The sequence below is a fragment of the Legionella bononiensis genome, assembly GCF_016786215.1.
Lineage (GTDB): Bacteria > Pseudomonadota > Gammaproteobacteria > Legionellales > Legionellaceae > Legionella > Legionella bononiensis.
In genome coordinates, this window is sequence record NZ_JADOBG010000020.1 from 69458 (window position 1) to 87785 (window position 18328).

An 18328-nucleotide genomic window follows, 5' to 3' on the forward strand; every position below is an offset into this window, starting at 1 on the left:
TGTGATAAGTTGATGGACGAATCCACTACATACTACTATAGTATATTATGAAGGGTAAAAGTCCATTATTAAAAAAGTAAAAAATATGAAAAAGAAATCAGGTACTCGGATTGGCAGTATTTTCAAGCGAATCATTAACATTCGCACATGGTCTGATTGGGACAGGATGAAGGCATTTACCCTTTATCTTCTTAATGGATTCAAGCGTTTATTCGTAACTCAGAAGGAAGTTGAAGTTGAATCTTTTGATTCGGCTGTAAATAAGCTGAAATTATCTGATGCTGACTTGGTAATAAAACAAAATGCATTATTGCGTCTAAGTATAGTTATGTTAGCTGCTGCCTTTATGATTTTTATTTATACGGGATACCAGTTGTTTTATGGTTCGTTTAAAGCCGCTATCGTGAGTCTGGTCGTTATGTTGATCGCACTGGTTTTGGCGTTTCGTTATCATTTTTGGTATTTCCAAATTAAACATAAAAAATTGGGTTGTACTATCAAAGAATGGTACAGGCAAGGTATCTTGGGGGAGAAAGAATGAATAAACTGGTTTTAACTGTTCTCCTGTCTTTGTGTCCCGCTTTACTATTCGCTGCCGATTCCGCTGCTTTGAGTTTTGCTCCTCCGGCAAGTGATCTGTCCGTCATTTTTCTGGGTAATTTATTTGGTGTGGTTGACGGCGTGTTGCATGGCACGGGAAGCCAGATTATGGGCACCATGTTTGGCGTATTCAACTCTGCGGTATTAGCATTGGGTGGAATCATCATAATGTACACCCTCCTGGTGTCTACTATGAATACCGCCCATGAAGGGCAGATGCTTGGACAAAAATGGTCTTCAATATGGATCCCTTTGCGTTCCACGATGGGATTGGCTTTATTAATTCCCAAAGCCTCTGGCTATTGCTTAATGCAGATTTTTGTCATGTGGGTCATTGTACAGGGGATTGGTGCTGCAGATAAGGTATGGGAAGCCGCCTTAGGTTATTTAAATCGGGGAGGGGTCATCATACAGGCACAGTCGAATCCAGCTGACGCGTTGACCGCATCATCGACTGGTGGTGTTTCCGATGGGGCAATGACTATTCTTGCGGGCCAAGTGTGTATGTTAGGCTTGCAAAATAAAATAGAAGCACAAAGAAAAAGTTATCTGGACTCACAAGCCAGTGATGTAGGCCCTTGCGCAGGAAATCCTAGTACCGCCATGGATAATTTTTGCAAAACATCAGTTCAAGATTTTTTAGGAACAGTTAATGCGGTGATGACTCAGAGTAATAATAAAGGAGCGAACAACTTCTCGCTTCCAATGCCCAATTTTGATTCGACGTCACCATTGTATTTTTTAAATGGGATTTGTGGAACCATTAAATGGAATACTATAAGTGATTTGGTCGATCCAAATAAAAATTCGAGCTCTACTAGTCCCAATCTTTATAAACAACTTACAGCCTCTCAGCTTGAAACAGCGCAAATGTCGAGAGCGATCGCAATTCAGCAAATGTATATCAGTTTATCTACCGTGGCTCAGGTTATTGTTAATAATGATCCTGACTTAGCCACTACGAATCCTGGAACTACATCAACAAATTTCTCAAAGGTTGCCAAACAACAATTCGGCGTACCTTATACAGCTCAAGGACAAATATGTACTGATTATTCACAAAATTGCGAGATTTGGGGGCCTGTACCGACGCCAACAGGAACCAATTCAGGCGTACTGTTTAACGGAACGGAATTTTTAGGCGCGATTACTGATTATAACGCCATTATGATGCCAACAATTAATCTTATAAAGCAGGCAAATGATGTAAACAATGATAATACTTCACGTGATTTTATCAATAAGGCGACAAATCAAGGTTGGATTCTGGCCGGCTCTTATTTTTTCGATTTGGTGAAATTAAACGGTAATGCAATAACGGATTCCAATCAATTCGATTCAAATACGGGTTTGGATACGAGTACTTTTGATCCGACAAATCTGGTTTCGAGCTTTGGAGAAAAGAATAGCTGCTCTGGTCCTTATTCTTTATTATGTACCTGGTTTGGAGGTGATAAGTCTCCTTTAGATAAAGTACAGGCAGTAATTAATGGGTCTTCGTTAGGTGATTTGGTTCAGAAACCGAGCTTGAAGGATGATGCTCAACGTAAAGTAATCAGCAATCAGCAGTCATCAACTGTTTATGGATTCGTCAATAACTCCGTGATGGTTCGATTACCAGGCCAGCCAGGGTTAGCTCCTCTTCAATTTGCCAATATGATGAAGTTCAGTATTTCTACTGAGCAATATTATTTGCCAAAAGGTGATTTTGATTGCGGTCGAGTTAGAATATTGTTCTTCTCGTTTTGTTTGGGAAGGATGTTTGGAAACTTATTTTATAATGCCATTTTCAGAAACATATATAATCTGCTTCTGAAAATGTTTTCAGACATAATTAATCAGGTGGTTATGGCCTTCTTGATGGTTCCTTTGGAAGGAATGAAGGAAATATTTAAAGCGGGATTGATGAAGGTGTCTGAACCGGGAATAAACCCGATCGTTGCCCTGTCGAATATGGGAATCATGTACATTAACTTCTCGGCTAATCTATGGCTTATGCTCATTAATATAGCCGTGAGCAGCGCAATCTTGTTTCCGTTTGGATTATTCATCTTTGCGTTGATCGGATTAGCCATGCCACTGTTACTGGCATGGGTTGGAACCATGGTTTCGGTAGGATTTGTGACCGCCTATTATATACCCGTCTTACCCTACATGATTTTTACATTTGGAACGATTGCTTGGCTCATTGCGGTGATAGAGGCTATGGTCGCGGCACCTATTGTTGCTTTAGGGGTAACTCATCCTGAAGGTCATGATGCATTTGGTAAAGGTGAAGCTGCCATTATGATTTTGATGAATGTATTTTTAAGACCCTCCATGATGATCATTGGATATATTTCAGGTATTGCATTGTCCTATGTAGGTATTTGGATACTGAACGCAGGATTCGATCATGCAATCTCGTTTATCCAAACCGGTAATTATGACCTGGATAAATCCGGTACCAAATACGGTGGGTTCCAATGGTCAAGTCAAGACAAGCCTGATACTGGGGGTTCCGGTACAGGAGGTTATGGTTCAAACGGTTATACTGATTGGGCTGGTGTTTATGCGTATTTCTTCTCGATACTCATTTATACCACCACGTACCTTATTATTGTTCAAAAAGCATTTACTCTAATTTCTTATTTGCCTGACAAGGTATTAAGATGGATAGGCGGTACCCCCGAAAGTTTGGGGCAGGAGGCTGCTGGTTGGGGTGATGAGTTGAAGGCTGGGGTAAAAGCAGGTGCTGAACAGACCCAAGGCGCACAAGCACAAATGGGACAAAAAATGGGAGCTATGGCTGATAAGAAACTTGGCATAGACAGTCAATCTCTATCAGGCGGAGGGGATGCTTCTGCTACGGGCAGTAGTTCTTCATCCAGCTCTTCATCTAAGTCCCCTGGCGGAGCTGCGCCGAAAATGCCAGGCGGTGGAGCTGGTGCCGAATAATATTAAATCAATTTAAAAGGCAATCGGTCAAATGGATCGATTGCCTTTTTACCAGTAATTGTTTCCTGCATCCGATGTTTAATAAAACTTGTTTCTGTATATTCTATTCTATATAGTTTGCTTTTTTACTGATAAGAATCAACGTGATAGTAACAAAAGAAATAGAATATAAAGACGGTCAGACTTTATGCCGCGGCTATATTGCATACGATAGCAGTTTGTCTCATCCTCTTCCTGCTGTGATGGTTGTTCATGATTGGGTTGGTCGTAGTGAAAGGACGTGTAGTAAAGCCAGACAACTTGCGGCATTAGGATATGTCGGTTTTGCTGTAGATATGTATGGGCAAGCTCAAACAGGAGCGGATAAAACAGAACGAAGAGCCTTAATGGCTCCTTTGATGCAGGATAGAGCTAAATTAGCCGCACGCATAAACGCCGCAGTTGATGTATTGACTCAATTACCTTGTGTAGATAAAACAAACATTGCGGCAATAGGGTATTGTTTTGGTGGGCTATGTGTGTTGGATTTGGCTCGTTCACAGGCGGATGTTAAAGGCGTTGTCTGTTTTCATGGCTTGCTTACTTCCCCTGAACATTCGAACAGTCAACCGATAAACAGTAAAATACTCATTTTACATGGTTATGATGATCCATTGGTTAAGCCCGATCAGATAAGTCATATCGCAGGTGAAATGAATGAAAGAAAAGCTGACTGGCAAATTCATATGTATGGCCATACTCAACATTCGTTTACTAATCCTGAGGCCAATGATGATGAGATGGGATTGCATTATAACGAGAGTGCTGATAATCGTTCTTGGATAACTACACTGGATTTTTTACGTGAGCTGTTTCTTTGACTTCATGTAGCAGCCTTGAGTTTCTAATAGCTCAAGAACAATGGTTGTGTTACTAGTTTTTGATCCGTATGAGATCATAACTTCAGCATCTTTATCGCATTAAGAGAACGAAGTTCTTTTTTTCGTTGCTCCGATAAGTTCAATTCAGAAAACAAGTGTTCTGAATGATCAATCCATTGTTTTATATCCATTTGATCGGTTTGTCCAAGATCTGAACTGTATATGACTCGTGGTAACGAGCTGAGTACTTCACAGAAATCTTCTTTACTTTGATGCTCTAATACATAGGTCAACAGAGTTTGCTCTATCCAGATGAATTCGTGTTTGGCTAACTCATTTAATTGTGCGGCATGTAAATTGGTGAGCGGGTTTGCGGGTTGATTAAGCAATAAAGACCTTACATTGTATTGGATGCAGGCATCTACCAATTGATAGAGTTCATCTGCTGATGCATGCCCGGTAGAAAGGACAATGGGGTAATCGTTTGCCATCTTTAAAACATCAATTACTTCTTTGCGCAGTTGGTACTGATCATTAAAAAGTGTTTCATGCCTCAGACTATACTGTTTTAACTCCGGATGACTCATTGTTCGAGACAATCGTGATTTGATTTTTCGCCCTGTTATGGTGGGGAAATGTACAATCATTCGGGCAGGTATTAGGGGTTGATATTCATTCAAAGCCTGGATAACAACTCGATAATTTATTCCACCCGCGATGTGATTTAATACTAATGAGGGCAAGACAGGTAACCCTAATCTTTGAGCCAGAGTTGCCTGTATACAGGTTGCACCCAGATGACTTTTTAAAACGACAAGTCCATTGATGGTTTGATATAGTGTACCTGTTTCAAGAGCATCCCAACGGCGCAGATAAAGATCGGGATTGGCATGATAGTGAATATCAATCAATTTATAATCATCAAGAGCCTGCAAGATAATTCCTTATTTTTTATGATCTAACCAGGGTTGATCGTAATGAAACCTGGTTCTGGCCTTTTTAAGCGTACTCCCCGATTGAACTGCAGATTTTATCTTGTCTTCGGTTGATTTAATGTTTTGCACTTTATCGATAACTTCTGTTAACCAATGTATGGGAATTACAATAACTCCATTATCGTCTGCAACAATAATATCACCAGGATTGATGAGTACTTTATTAATGGTTAATGAGCATTGTTCCCCCGCTTTATGCACTCGATTTTTACCTGAGCGCATAAAAACATCAGTACAAAATAAGGGATAGGTAACGTTGCGAATCTTTTTTACATCACGAACTGCTCCATGAACTACAGTACCTGCTATATGATTTTGCAGAGCTACCTGTGTCAGAATGTCACCCCAAACAGTACAGTCATTTTGACCATGATTATCGATTACAATTACGGAATTAGGGGGAACTTGATCGATATAGTTTGCTGCATTTTTGAAGGTTGAGGATTTGCTTTTATTAGGCTTATACTGGACAGTATACGCTGGGCCAACAAGCTTCAGTCCAGGTGTTAACGGTTTAATATTCAGTAATGCGCCTTCAATACCACAGGCATCAAGCGCGTCTGATATCTCTGAGGTACTGTATTTTTTAAGTTTCTGGATGGTGTTGGATAATGAATCCATCTCCTTGAGAGTAAAAGAAGCGTTGCCAAGTTCGACCTGTATTTGCGTATAGTGATCAATAATTGCTTTAGCCATATCCATCGTAGTGCTAAAGCCTCCCAAATCATAGGTAATAAAACGTCCTTCACGGACAACCTCGGCTACCGAATCACTAATTTTTTTAGCGTGCAAATTAAAACCAAAATGATTCAGGAGCATAGAAATTGTTAAGAACATCGCACTCGGATTGGCACTGTGAGGTTTCATTCGTGGGCCACTACCATGAACCGGTTCAAAGTAACTGCCATTTACGCCAATATTGGCGCTGGGCGCAAAGCCTAAGCCCCCCATAACGCCAGCCCCAACGTCAGATAATATATCGCCAAACATATTTTCGGCAACGATTACTCCAAACTCCTCTGGTCGTTTAATCATCCATAGAGCTACCGCATCCACATTAAGTATGTCTGAATTAATGTGAGGATAGTGACTGGCTATTTCCTCAAATAATTCTCGGGCAAAATGACTGCTTTGTCGTAAGACATTGGGTTTATCTGCAAAGGTAACCCGATTAATGCCTTGAGTTGATGCGTAGTCGAAGGCAAACTGAAATAATCGGATTAATCCCGATTTTGTTTGTAATCTTAAAGTACAGCTGATCTCATTTGCTGGAATAGTGCGCCAGCGTTCTTTTTCATTGATTAAATCATTTATTGATTCAGGCAACGGATAATAATCAAATCCCGAATAAAGACCTTCTGTATTTTCACGAATAATGCAAAAATTAAATTCTCTTTCTTCGTCTTTAATAGAAAAACACGGTCTGATGTTGGCAAACAGATCCAGTTTTTGTCTTAATTGAATAATTGGTGAAATATAATTGAGTTTGTCATTCTGAAATTGTGTCGCCAGTTCTTTGATGGCCTCTCTTTGGGGTTTACTGGTGATTGCACCTAATAAAACGGTGTCTGAATTAGAAATGAGTTGCCAGGTTCTCTCCGGGATCGGTGTGCCTTCCGTTCTCCAATAGGACCATCCGATGTCACCAAAACTCAGTTGTATGGGGAGTTGCAATAATTCAAAAATAGGAATTGCTGCGTGGGTCACTTCTGCGCCGATTCCATCACCGGGTAACACGGCTATCTTTAAGACCTCATTCGCTTTAAGCATTCAAAGCCTCCCATAGTGCTGCTTGACAATAATGGGGGTTATCTCGTAATACTCTCATTCCTGCTTTGGGTACCTGGAGTACAGTGCCTGTTTTAGGTTCAACTACATTGTCCTTGTTTACTAAATGAGATTGCTCACCGATTAAATGCACATGATTGACGGTACATGATGTCACTACCGAAGTTGAATCCGTTTCCAAAACTCGATTTAATCCATAGATCACGCGATGTGCTGCTGCTGGATTATTTAAGGAATTATGGGATTGTATTGGAACGGCATTGGGGTAATACACGTGTTGATAAAGCTTCTGGAGCGCCTGGTCAACCTGATTGTTTTGACACAGTGCAATGACCTCTTCAAGTTTGTTTCTGAGGGGAATGTCAGCACACGTTGGCGTTGAAAACAATACTATGGGTTTTCCTGTGTTTGCGAATAAAGAAAAGCACTGTTGAATAATGACTCCACCAAATGAAAATCCAAAAAAAGCATCATATTGAGGAATATACTCGTCTAGTTTTTGCGCCCATAACTGGTAAAAGGATGATTTGGGAACGTCTTCCATGATACACAGCGAGTCAATGGGATGAATACTGTATTCACTCTCAAGAAAGGATAATGGACTGACAACTAATTCAATGTACGATGGGTCAGGAGTATCCGGGGTCAGGACCAGTATTTTCTTTTTTTTCATTATGATCTCATGTGCAAATCCTGAAACGATTAATTTCCTGGAATAGTTTTTTGCGTAAATGATTTAAGATCGGCTGTTGAAAAATCGGAAATTCCTCTGATAAATTCATCCATTTCAATAGCCTCATGACCAATATTAAGTGCATCCCGTACGTAGTTTGATGCAGTTAACACGGCTTGTAAATCATATTTTTTAATATTATTGGCATGCAGGTAGGCAATGAAAAACTCTGTTTTCAGGTTTCCTGTTCCTTTGCCCATACCGGCGAGAGAGGCATCAATAAATTGAACTCCAGAATTGAGTGCCGCCAATGCATTGGATTGGGCTAAACCAATATTATCATGGGCATGAAACCCAAAGGGAATCGAGTAATTCGATGTATAGCGCTCATAAATTGCTTTGATTCGCTGGGGTAAAATGCTGCCATTCGAATCCGCAAAATAAATCATATCGGGCTTGTATTGACTGACCTGCTCAACCACTTCGTCTAATTCATCATCTGTGTAGTAGGTCATATGGATGAAATTCACCGAAATCAGTAATTTCAATTTTTGCGCCAATTGAATTACAGGAAAGGCTTCAGCTAATTTATTTTTGGCAATACAAATTCTCAACAATCCAACACCGCACTCTTTCAATTCCAATAAATCGTCTTCAGTAACATTATTGGGGTGTGCCATAACGGCAATCGTTGATTTTCTAATTAATGATTGGCAAAAGAGGAGATAATCTTTGTCCGTTACTCCAGCCCGACCTATATTTTCTATAGGATGCAAAGAGCCATTGCGGTAACCAATTTCGATGAATTCTACTCCAGAATTATCAAGGGGCAGCAAAATACCGCGCAATTCATCATCAGAAAAATGGAAATTAGTTCGATGTCCTCCGTCTCTTAAGGATGCATCTAATAGCTGGACTGAGTTCATTGATTACCTCTATTACACCATGGAGTATTTAGTAAGTTCTGTATATTTTAATTATAGTACTTATGCATTTAATAAGCTTGGAAACCAGGATATAAAATACGGGCTTTTAGCTGTGACAAACAGCCTGGAGCAAGGGCATTCAAACTGCTAACCAATACAATACGCCCAAAATGACGCTTACTGTAATGGCTCTTATATAAAAAGCCGTGGGTTTATGCGTATATAGGGCGTATAGATAACTAAATGGATGGCGGTAGATAAAGGAACGCATGATGGTTTTGGTTACGAGATGCGGTTTACCCGTTAACGGTAGTTCGTGAATACGGATGCTGGGTCTATGATTGACTTCAATTATTACACCATTGGATTGGCTAATTGGGGTATTGATATCAGTACATTCTACGTCAATACCGGCAAGGCCCAGATTTAATATTGAAGCAACCCTGCTCATCAGTTTACGGTTTTCCTTGCAAATTTGATTCCCCAGAGACGCATAGGTACCTCCCCTGGTTGCATTGGATGTGTATGCCAGTAGTACACGTTCCCCTACAGACGGTACATAATCGGTACTTTTTCCTAATTCCTTCAGTTTTATCTTAGCTTCATCATCAATAACAATGGGTCCTAAAAAGTCATTAATTATTTTTCGTTGTTTATTGGTCAGTTCAACCAGTTCGTCGATATTATGTGTGCCATCACCAATGACGCAGGCAGGATATCGTTGAACCACTCCTATTACCCGTCTGTTAAATACCAGGACTCGATATGAATTTAAATTTCCGTAAAACTCTTCGATCATTAAAAACTCATAAATGGAAAAATAGTGATTTAAAAAATAAATCAGTTGGTCTAGAGACTGAATGTTGCATAAAACATCTTTGCCTTTAGATCCATCTAATAAGGGTTTTAAAACCAAAGGGAATTTTAGGCCGGCAATCAATTCTCTGGTTTTATTTTGCCGAAATTCATCAACATGCATAGCGACGGCATTAGGTACAGGAATGCCTGCTTTTTCCAGTAATTTGCTCGTACAATATTTATTGGCCGCTATGTTAGAACTGCTGATGTTATTAAATGGGGTTTCACTCTCTCGAAACAGATAGTGACGAGATCCCAGTATGAGCTCAAAACCATTAATTTCAACGACTGGTTTTACAGGCAGAAATAAAGCCTTAGAGCTTTTATAATAACGTTCAGCGTTCCGGTCTATGGCGATTCTCAGTTGTGATTTAGTCAGGACTTACGAGAGTTACTCAATCGCTGTGTTAAAAGGAATTTTAATTCGGTCATTATGTTTGTCTTAGCTCCCTTATTAAAAACTCCTTCAGCCTTGGTCTTGGGGTTTTTCGTAAATCCTGATAGTTCATATATTTAATAATCTTATCATAATTATTAAATCCCAGTAGGGGGAGGATTGATATATTCATTGATAAAAACAAGTAACATTAGGGTTGGGTGACCATTCCTCATCATGCTTCTGAACAATCCTCACTTTATATGCGTCATCCTCGTTGTATTCTGCCTTCTATGGTTGCAGTGAATGGTTGCGGTAATTTTTTAATATAATTCATGACGGTATCCTGATCGCTTTCACCCACCTTGATTATTGTTCCTCGTGCCATTACTGAAAATACCCCGCCTCCAGTAGCCAGAAAATTATTAGTGGCTATCGTATAGGTTTTACTCTTAATCAGTGGTTTATTTTGATGGTGTATGGTGATGACTTTATGTCCCAGAGGTTTTGCAGGGTCATAACTATAAGTCAGACCAGAAATTTGCAGCATGTTGTCATAGGGGCCCATCCATTGTTGCTCAAAGAGATCGTAGAGATCCTGTCCTGTTAACGTAACATTGACTATGGTATTGCCAAAGGGTAGAACGGCATACACATGCCCCCAATTAACAATGCCGGATTTAATATCATCACGCATACTGCTCGGATTAGTCATTCCTATATCAGCATCCATTTCTGCTTTAAATGCATCAGCTATCAGATTACCCAGGTTTGATTCACCTTCATTATTTTGTTTTCTTGATAAAGTATTTTGCGCTGTTCCTATATAACTGTTTATTATGGGTTCTACTTTGTCTTCGGCTAATTTAACCAACTGCAGTGCTTTTTCATCGGGTTGTGTTCCAGGCCCACGGTTGGCATAAGTTGTGATAATTCGAGCAGATTTTTGTTTCACTTTATGGCTCTTTGCATCGACTTTCAAAGTGACTTCCGCAATAGCCGCACTGTAACTGTATGCCTGGGTAACCAGGATATTGACCCCGTTATGATTGGGAATATAGGCATTCAGAAATTGATGGGTATGCCCCGCCATCACCACATCCACATCATCATCTAATTGATCAATTACTTCATTAATTCCACCTTCAACATGAGAGCTGGCCTTGGTATCTCCTTCATAGGGAACCTGATTGCCTCCTTCGTGGATTAGCACAATAATGATTTGAGCTCCCTGCGCTTTCATCTTAGGAATATACTGGTTAATAGTTCTGGCTTCATCCAAAAATTTAACGCCCTTGGCATTCTCAGGGAACATGGAACCCGCCGCATTCTTTAATACAGCACCAATAAATGCAACTGGCACACCATGTATCAATTTAATGACATAGGGTGGGAACAGTGGTTTTTCGGTTTTTTCATCGACTATATTTGCAGAAATATACGGATAGGCGGCTCCTGGATAATTTGGCAATGAAATCCAGTTGTCTGTTGGTGGGTTATCCGTTCCATAAATCAGATCAAACATGGCTTTCTGACCTTTATCGAATTCATGATTTCCAACGGTTGCGACTATATTACATTGAGGATTCATCCGTGCTTCTGTACTGCAGTGTGTATTGCCCAGGCTGTTAGTAAACAGAATACTTGGTTCATCATGAAGTATTCCGGAAGAAGGAGGGGACGCTCCGACCTGATCTCCCATGATGGTGATGATTGTTCGATCTTCCATTCCGGATTGAGCTTGCTTGATGTACGCCGCGAGCACGGCAGCCCCTCCGACCGGCTCATTTTTTACCATTCTGCCCGTACTGATTTGACCATGAAAATCATTAATTCCCAATATTTTTATATCAATCATTGGTGGATTAACGGAGGAAGGAATATTTGCTGCATTAAGGGCAGCGAAAGGTACTACACTAAAAAATAAAGTCAGGGCACTGATTATTTGTTTCAACTTATTATTATAAAACATGATATTTCTTATCCTTGAAAATATAGAGCAGGCGGTTCTTTTAAAAACAGGATGTTCAGGATTTTTAAAGCTTATCATTCCCATCCTGGACGCAAAGAATAGTACCAGTCTTGGTTTAAAATAAACAGAGAACTGATTGCGGTACCAATGATGGTAACCGCTAATAGAAGTGGGGCGAAGCAACACGGCCATTAAGTTAATGGGGCATTGTGGATTGGTATTTTCGTAGCCTGTATTAGCGAAGCGTAATACGGGGAAATAATGGAGTTTGTAGCCACTTAGATCCTGTATTACGCTTCGCTAATACAGGCTACTCAGGCTTAACTTGATGGAAGTGGGGCCAAGCAATCTCCCAAAATTGAACAGGCATACCATACACAAATTGTCTGTTCCTATTTCGTGGGGATTTCTTTTTGGGGATGAGGATGTTATCGATTACCCAGGAGCGAAAACTAGTGTTGAGCGTTTGTAAGAGGGGTTGTTGTGATCGAAAAACGGTAAGAATTACAACAGAGCAGCCTGTTATTATTGCTGATAATCTTTGGCTCCAGCAATAATGAGTTTGTATACACGTTCACTGATAATACCTTGCTCAAACTTTGCCTTAGCGTCCCAAGTCATTAATTGACCTTTTTGGCGTACTAATTTACGAGTAGCAGAAGTGACATCATTGGGATCACTCTCAAGAAGTATGTCTCTGACTTCTTCGTCAAAAACCAGATATTCTCGTAACGCAACCCGTTTTTCATCTACAGTTGGGACCAGCTTTTGCCAGATACACAACCTGATGGTTTCCAGAATATCAATGGTCCTCCCTAAGCGTTCTTCACCTGAAAATGAGGTAACCAATCGACGCATAGTTTCGGCAACCCCAGATGTATGCAGCGTGGTATACACAGGATGTCCTGTCAGAGCAGCTTCCAAAGCCGCGCTTATTGTTTCGGAATCACGGCACTCCCCTACCATAATCAAACGGGGTTTTCTTCTTAGAGCATTTCGTACTCCATCTGCGAAGCTGGGCAGATGACGGGGAATTTCAGATTGGCTGACCACAGAAGAAATGGTTTCAATTTCATCATAAACGAATTCTATAGGTGATTCATAAGTTAACACTTTTCGGTTGGAATCTGCAGTTTCAATTAATTCTCGAATGATTGATGCCAGAAGAGTTGATTTTCCAGAACCCGTTGCTCCTGTGATGAATACAATACCTTCCTGAGGCGCAATGGCTTCAAGTATGTTATCTGGTAGATTCATACTGCTCAGATGAGGGGGGGTGGTTGGGATGGTTCTTAATGTCAGCTGAATGGCATCATGTCCCTCAACAAGACAGGCAGTGCCGTTAACCCTGTATCGATAACGAACGCCACGATTTGGACGAAATTCGTAGTGAGTATCGATGTCTTTTCCTGATAAGAGCTGTGTGGTGGCATTGGGGCCATAAATTGCGTTGATCAAATCGCCCAATTCGGTATTAGATAATCGTCGATTGGTTATTTTCAGTAATTTTCCATAGACCTCTGCATAAATGGGTTCACCAGTCTGTATGGTAATATCCGATGCATTCAAACTTTCCGCATGCTCCAGCATTCTATCCATAAACACTGGAGTAAATCGTGTCGGTTCATCAGGCATTAAATTAATATTACTCATAATTCATCATTAATTAACTGGAGCTATGGTAGGCTGCCAAGATTTATTCGTTATGATAATTTTAGACTGATTCGCTATTTTTTCCATGTTTTTAAACTGTTCCAACGCATTTTCATCTTTGGCAACAGCGGCTTTCCATTCATTACTGTTGATATTCAGAGCTGGCAATGCAGTAATTCTCAGGACTCTGTCATCAATATGGATTTCAGAACCATCACCGGTGACACCCAGGTCTGTATGAGAGACGTAAGGCGGAGATACCATATTCATGGCCAGCAATTTTCTGTAGAGAATCATTCCACCAAAGTCTTCTTTGATACGGGATATGCTTTCTTCAAGGATGGTGTTCGCTTGTTCTATACCATTCTTCCATCCCTTTGCCGTATAGATGCACCATAACTCTCTTTCTGCTTTGGTTTTAGGAAGCAGGGTGGAGTTGGGCGCTTCCGGTTTGACATAGTCCATCCATAAGTATTGACGCCAGGTGGGTGGAGTAGTAATAAAATGTGCTTGTTTTGCAACCTTATAAGTGCGATCCGATACGCGTATACTCTGAGCATCAGCCAGATTCAGTGTGTTTCTGCCTTCGAGTAATACTGGGGGTAATATATTATGCTCCAGAACCAGGGAATTAAAATCGTAAATCGTATCCAGATTTCTAGCCTGTTTTGTTAAATCCTGGTCAATAATTTTGGCTCGCCATGCTAATCCAGCCTGTGCACCTAAACTTAACGCGATATCCTTGAGAGCCATTTCGCGAATCTTGCTCATTTTTTTCTTGGATTGAACTCGGGTGTACTTGGAGTTAGCCATTGATTGAATACCCGCCAATGAGCCCGTATCTCCCAGATTTCCTCGGGAAGATGAGCAGGCTATCAGCAAGGCTGATAGAATAATGGTTAAACTAGGAATAAATTTTGGCATAGCGCAATTCAACAACCTGACTGTTAGGGTATACATGAATATTGGCTTTTTTACCAGCCTGGTAGTCAATATCACGAAGTAATTCTGCCAAGCTTACGTCTTTTAAGCTCAAGCTAATTAAAACAGGTACCGCAGGAACTTGCCCCAGAACACGCAGTTTAAAATGAGCTGCTTTGGCAATGCGGGCTGTAAGCTCTTCTATAGGGCCTGACCAGTCAACGCTGGCTCTTGCCTGCATGTTATAAGCATTAGGTATTGTGAGTGTATTGTCTTTATTTGGCGGCAAAATCACTTTTTCAATACGAGCCATTTCAAGCATTGAGTCACTTACTGATACAGCAGCTTCTGCCAATTTGATCGTAGCATCGTCACTGGGGTTATTGACGGGTGGTTTTCTAAATGTACCAGCACAGCCGACAAGCATGGCTGAAACAATAAACATTATGACAATCTTGTTGTTCATTCAATGTTCTTTAATGTCTAGGAGTATTAGTTTGATTGAAACAGGAGCAAGGCTCCTTGTCAAGATATTGTTGTTCAGAGTTTTTGAAATAAGCCAAATATAACTTGCCCTGCCTGTTTTAATTTTAACTGCTGCCAGTGTTGTTCATCCAGTTCAATTGCTGTTGGAGATTCAATATAGACAAGACCTCCCTGAGGCAGTAGCTGTTTTTGGTTGATGATATGCATACATTGGGGGATGTAGTTTTTTGCAAAGGGCGGATCTAAAAAAATCACATCAAATTGTTCATTACAATTTTGTAAATAAGATATTGTATCGGCTTTAACCAGTTTTAAAGCCGTATGGTTAAATTGAGAAATAATTTGGCGTAGACTGGCATGCGCGAGCGGAGACTGTTCAATAAATACGACTCGCGTTGCACCTCGAGAAAAGGCTTCCAGACCTAAAGCTCCGCTACCTGCAAAAGCATCCAGGCAGCGGGCTTCTTTAATGTCCTTCATTAACCAGTTGAAGAGGGTTTCCCGGACTCGATCAGGAGTTGGTCTTAAGCCCTCTACTTCGGGGAATTGGATTTTTTTCCCTCGGAACTGGCCACCTATAATACGAATACTTTGCTTCAAGATTGTCCTACGGTCACGAGTAATAGTTTGTCGGGATTGACTTGTTCTTTGAACGCCTGCTTTATTTCATCATGAGTGACTGCGTTAATTCGCTGAACGTACGTATCTAAATAATTGTCAGGTAAGTGATAAAATGCCATACGTAGTAATAATCCTGCAATATTTCGGTTACTTGCTAATGACAGTGGGAAGCTACCGGTTAAGTATTTTTTTGCGGAGTCCAGTTCTTCTTTGCTAGGGCCATTGGATATAAATCGATTCAAGGTGTTATGAGTAATATCCAACGCATTCGTCGCTTGATCGTTTTTGGTCGATAAACTGATGATAAAGGGGCCTTCACCAGGCATTGGAACAAATTGGCTGTCCACGCCATAGGTTAATCCTCTTTTCTCTCTTACCTCTACTGCTAATCGTGAGACCAGAGCGCCACCACCTAAAATATAATTCCCTACGATTAGAGGAAAATAATTGGGATTATGGTGATCAATTCCTATCTGACCCAACCGGACTACAGTTTGTGAGGAAGGGAATGGTATATTTATTTGCTCAGCATTGCTTAATTGATTGGCCTTTGGAATGACACCTGCTGATTTACCCTGTTGGAGATCTTGAGTTAATTGTTCTGCTAATTGATGTGCTTGCTTATTATCAAGGGCACCGACCATGACCAGAACTGCATTGTTGGTTACATAATAGTTTTTGTAGAACTCAACAACGTGTTTTTTCGTGATGCCGCTTAATGTTGGAATTGTGCCATTAACCGGATGAGCATACGGATGCTCTTGATACAACGTCTGGAAAAAGTTGAGGCTTGCTACATCATCCGGAGATTCATCAACTTGTTCTACAGCCATAAGTTGTTGTTGTTTTTCATTTTCAAATGCTTCATCTGGAAAATCCGGATGGTTAATAATTTGGTTAAACACTTGGGTTGATTGTTCAAGCGCGTCTTTTCTGGTCAGAGTTCTTAAGCTAAAAACCGTCATATCTCTGCTGGTTTCTGCATCAAACTGGGCTCCTGTATCAGCCAGTGCTTCGGCTACAGCAGTCGCATCTTTACCCCCGTTTCCTTGATTCATCAAATGTGCCGTTAGCGCACTAAGTCCATATTGAGTCCCATCGTAGGCGGAACCCGCGGCAAAGGCCATGCTTATATCCAGCATGGGTACTTCCATGGCTTGATAGAATACAACCTGTACCCCATTTTTGGTTAGCCATTTTTCTGTTTTAAATGTATTTGCACCTACATTCTGTGAGCAAAGTACAATCAGAGCTGTAATTAATGCATTGAAATGTCTCATGATTTTACCTCGTTATTTTTCGTTGGCTTTAATTCTGCTTCAGTCATATTAGGCTCCTGAAAATATCGCTGAGCAGTTTGCTGAATTTGTTCTGGTGTAATGCTGTTAATTGCCTGGGCATAATTGTTGCTATTCCTCCAGCCAATACCTACTGACTCTAACAAACCTAACTCCATGGCTTGACCAAAAATAGAATCTTTTTCAAATGTTTTTTGAGCAATGATTTGATTTTTTATCCGTTTCAGTTCCTTTTCACTCACTGGAGACGTCTTCAACGAGTTTAATTCCGCAAGGAGTGCTTTTTTCAGATCAGCTACCTGAGCATTCTGACTGGGCGCACCATACATAATGAATTGAGTCTGATATCGTGCATACAAATTGTAATAAACGTCTGCTCCCGTCGCTACATGACTTCCTCTAATCAGATTTTTGGCAAAACGCGCGCTTTCTCCTGAGTCCAGGATGCCTGCAATGAGTTCCAATGCATAAGGTTCCCAGGAATTCTGTGCAGTTTTCACACTAGGGACTGTATAACCTATCATGAACAAGGGGAATTTTGCTGGAGCTTCTATGATGATGGATTTTTTGCCTAAAGCAGGGGGCTCAATTTGTGGTTTCCTTTCGACAACCGCTTTTTTTGCAATGGATCCAAAATACTGTTCTGCAAGCGCATGGACTTTTTCAGGATTAACATCGCCAACGACCACCAGGGTAGCATTGTTGGGTGCATAATAATCTTGGTACCATTTTTTAAGATCTTCTACTTTCATTTGTTGCAATATATTCATCCATCCAATAACTGGATGGTTGTACGGTGCTGTCAAATGAGCAGTAGCCAGAAACCGTTCAAAGGCTAAAGCCTGTGGATTATTGTCGGTGCGCATACGACGCTCTTCCTGGATTACTTTAATTTCTTTAGCAAATTCATCGGCATCAAGGAGTAAATTGTTCATTCTATCTGCTTCCAGTTCGAAGCTGGTAGCTAATCTGGACGCATCGATTTTTTCAAAGTAGGCTGTAAAATCATTATTGGTGAATGCATTTTCCTGACCGCCCTGTGCAGCAATCGTTTTGGAAAATACACCCAGAGGGAATTTTTTAGTTCCCTTGAACATCATATGTTCGATAGCATGTGAAACACCGGTCAGTTCACCTGGCTCATCTGCTGAACCTATGTTATACCAGATCATGGAAACAGCTATAGGCGCACGGTGATCTTCTTTAACCAATACTTTTAATCCGTTATTCAAGATATACTCTTGTACTTGGCTAAAGGTCTGGCAAGATAGTAACATAAACAGGGTGATGAGTATTTTGCGCATAAATTAACCTCAAAGCAAAAAAGCTGATAGAATTTCATATTTCTCGGGAATTGTACACTA

General features: G+C 40.6%; 15 protein-coding genes. 3 read left to right on the forward strand and 12 right to left on the reverse strand.

The window, feature by feature from the left end; translation table 11 throughout:
* The first annotated feature begins 85 nt into the window (after positions 1–85).
* The 3 genes from icmV to IZU94_RS12140 all read left to right on the forward strand — a co-directional run bounded on the left by icmV (position 86) and on the right by IZU94_RS12140 (position 4397).
* Positions 86–541 (forward strand): type IVB secretion system protein IcmV, encoded by a 456-nt coding sequence (gene icmV, locus IZU94_RS12130; protein WP_203110960.1) that lies wholly within the window; start codon positions 86–88, stop codon positions 539–541.
* Positions 538–3537 carry a type IVB secretion system protein DotA gene (gene dotA, locus IZU94_RS12135; RefSeq protein WP_203110961.1) on the forward strand — a complete coding sequence of 1000 codons (3000 nt, stop codon included), beginning with the start codon at positions 538–540 and terminating at the stop codon, positions 3535–3537. The genes icmV and dotA overlap by 4 nt, the downstream gene beginning before the upstream one ends.
* Before the next feature lie 143 nt (positions 3538–3680).
* Positions 3681–4397, forward strand: a complete 717-nt coding sequence (locus tag IZU94_RS12140; RefSeq protein ID WP_203110962.1) for a dienelactone hydrolase family protein — start codon at positions 3681–3683, stop codon at positions 4395–4397.
* Positions 4398–4471: 74 nt separating this feature from the next.
* On the opposite strand, the gene IZU94_RS12145 is transcribed toward IZU94_RS12140, so the two are convergent.
* The 12 genes from IZU94_RS12145 to IZU94_RS12200 form a co-directional block, all read right to left on the reverse strand.
* Entirely contained in the window at positions 4472–5332 is an 861-nt protein-coding gene (locus tag IZU94_RS12145; RefSeq protein WP_203110963.1) for a DUF6282 family protein, read from the reverse strand.
* A gap of 9 nt (positions 5333–5341) precedes the next feature.
* Entirely contained in the window at positions 5342–7162 is a 1821-nt protein-coding gene (locus IZU94_RS12150) for an isocitrate/isopropylmalate family dehydrogenase (RefSeq protein WP_203110964.1), read from the reverse strand.
* A complete protein-coding gene (locus IZU94_RS12155) occupies positions 7155–7853 on the reverse strand; it encodes a hypothetical protein (protein WP_203110965.1) in 699 nt (232 codons plus the stop codon). The genes IZU94_RS12150 and IZU94_RS12155 overlap by 8 nt, the downstream gene beginning before the upstream one ends.
* Positions 7854–7882: 29 nt before the next feature.
* Positions 7883–8779, reverse strand: a complete 897-nt coding sequence (locus tag IZU94_RS12160) for a hydroxymethylglutaryl-CoA lyase-like TIM-barrel protein (RefSeq protein WP_203110966.1) — start codon at positions 8777–8779, stop codon at positions 7883–7885.
* A gap of 139 nt (positions 8780–8918) precedes the next feature.
* Positions 8919–10001, reverse strand: a complete 1083-nt coding sequence (locus tag IZU94_RS12165) for a UDP-N-acetylmuramyl peptide synthase (protein WP_238400709.1) — start codon at positions 9999–10001, stop codon at positions 8919–8921.
* Positions 10002–10281: 280 nt separating this feature from the next.
* Complete coding sequence (locus IZU94_RS12170) at positions 10282–11985, reverse strand: bifunctional metallophosphatase/5'-nucleotidase (RefSeq protein WP_203111038.1); 1704 nt, start codon at positions 11983–11985, stop codon at positions 10282–10284.
* 525 nt (positions 11986–12510) lie between these two features.
* Positions 12511–13620, reverse strand: a complete 1110-nt coding sequence (gene dotB, locus IZU94_RS12175) for a Dot/Icm type IV secretion system ATPase DotB (protein ID WP_203111039.1) — start codon at positions 13618–13620, stop codon at positions 12511–12513.
* A 27-nt stretch (positions 13621–13647) separates the two neighbouring features.
* Positions 13648–14562, reverse strand: coding sequence for a type IV secretion system DotC family protein (locus IZU94_RS12180; protein WP_203110968.1), 915 nt, complete (start codon positions 14560–14562; stop codon positions 13648–13650).
* Positions 14543–15025: a type IVB secretion system lipoprotein DotD gene (gene dotD / locus IZU94_RS12185; protein ID WP_203110969.1), complete on the reverse strand. Its 483-nt coding sequence runs from the start codon at positions 15023–15025 to the stop codon at positions 14543–14545. Before dotD ends, IZU94_RS12180 begins: the two co-directional genes overlap by 20 nt.
* A gap of 74 nt (positions 15026–15099) precedes the next feature.
* A complete protein-coding gene (rsmD, locus tag IZU94_RS12190) occupies positions 15100–15645 on the reverse strand; it encodes a 16S rRNA (guanine(966)-N(2))-methyltransferase RsmD (protein WP_203110970.1) in 546 nt (181 codons plus the stop codon).
* Positions 15642–16946, reverse strand: coding sequence for a M16 family metallopeptidase (locus IZU94_RS12195; RefSeq protein WP_203110971.1), 1305 nt, complete (start codon positions 16944–16946; stop codon positions 15642–15644). Before IZU94_RS12195 ends, rsmD begins: the two co-directional genes overlap by 4 nt.
* Positions 16943–18268, reverse strand: coding sequence for a M16 family metallopeptidase (locus tag IZU94_RS12200; RefSeq protein WP_203110972.1), 1326 nt, complete (start codon positions 18266–18268; stop codon positions 16943–16945). Before IZU94_RS12200 ends, IZU94_RS12195 begins: the two co-directional genes overlap by 4 nt.
* Positions 18269–18328: the final 60 nt, after the last annotated feature.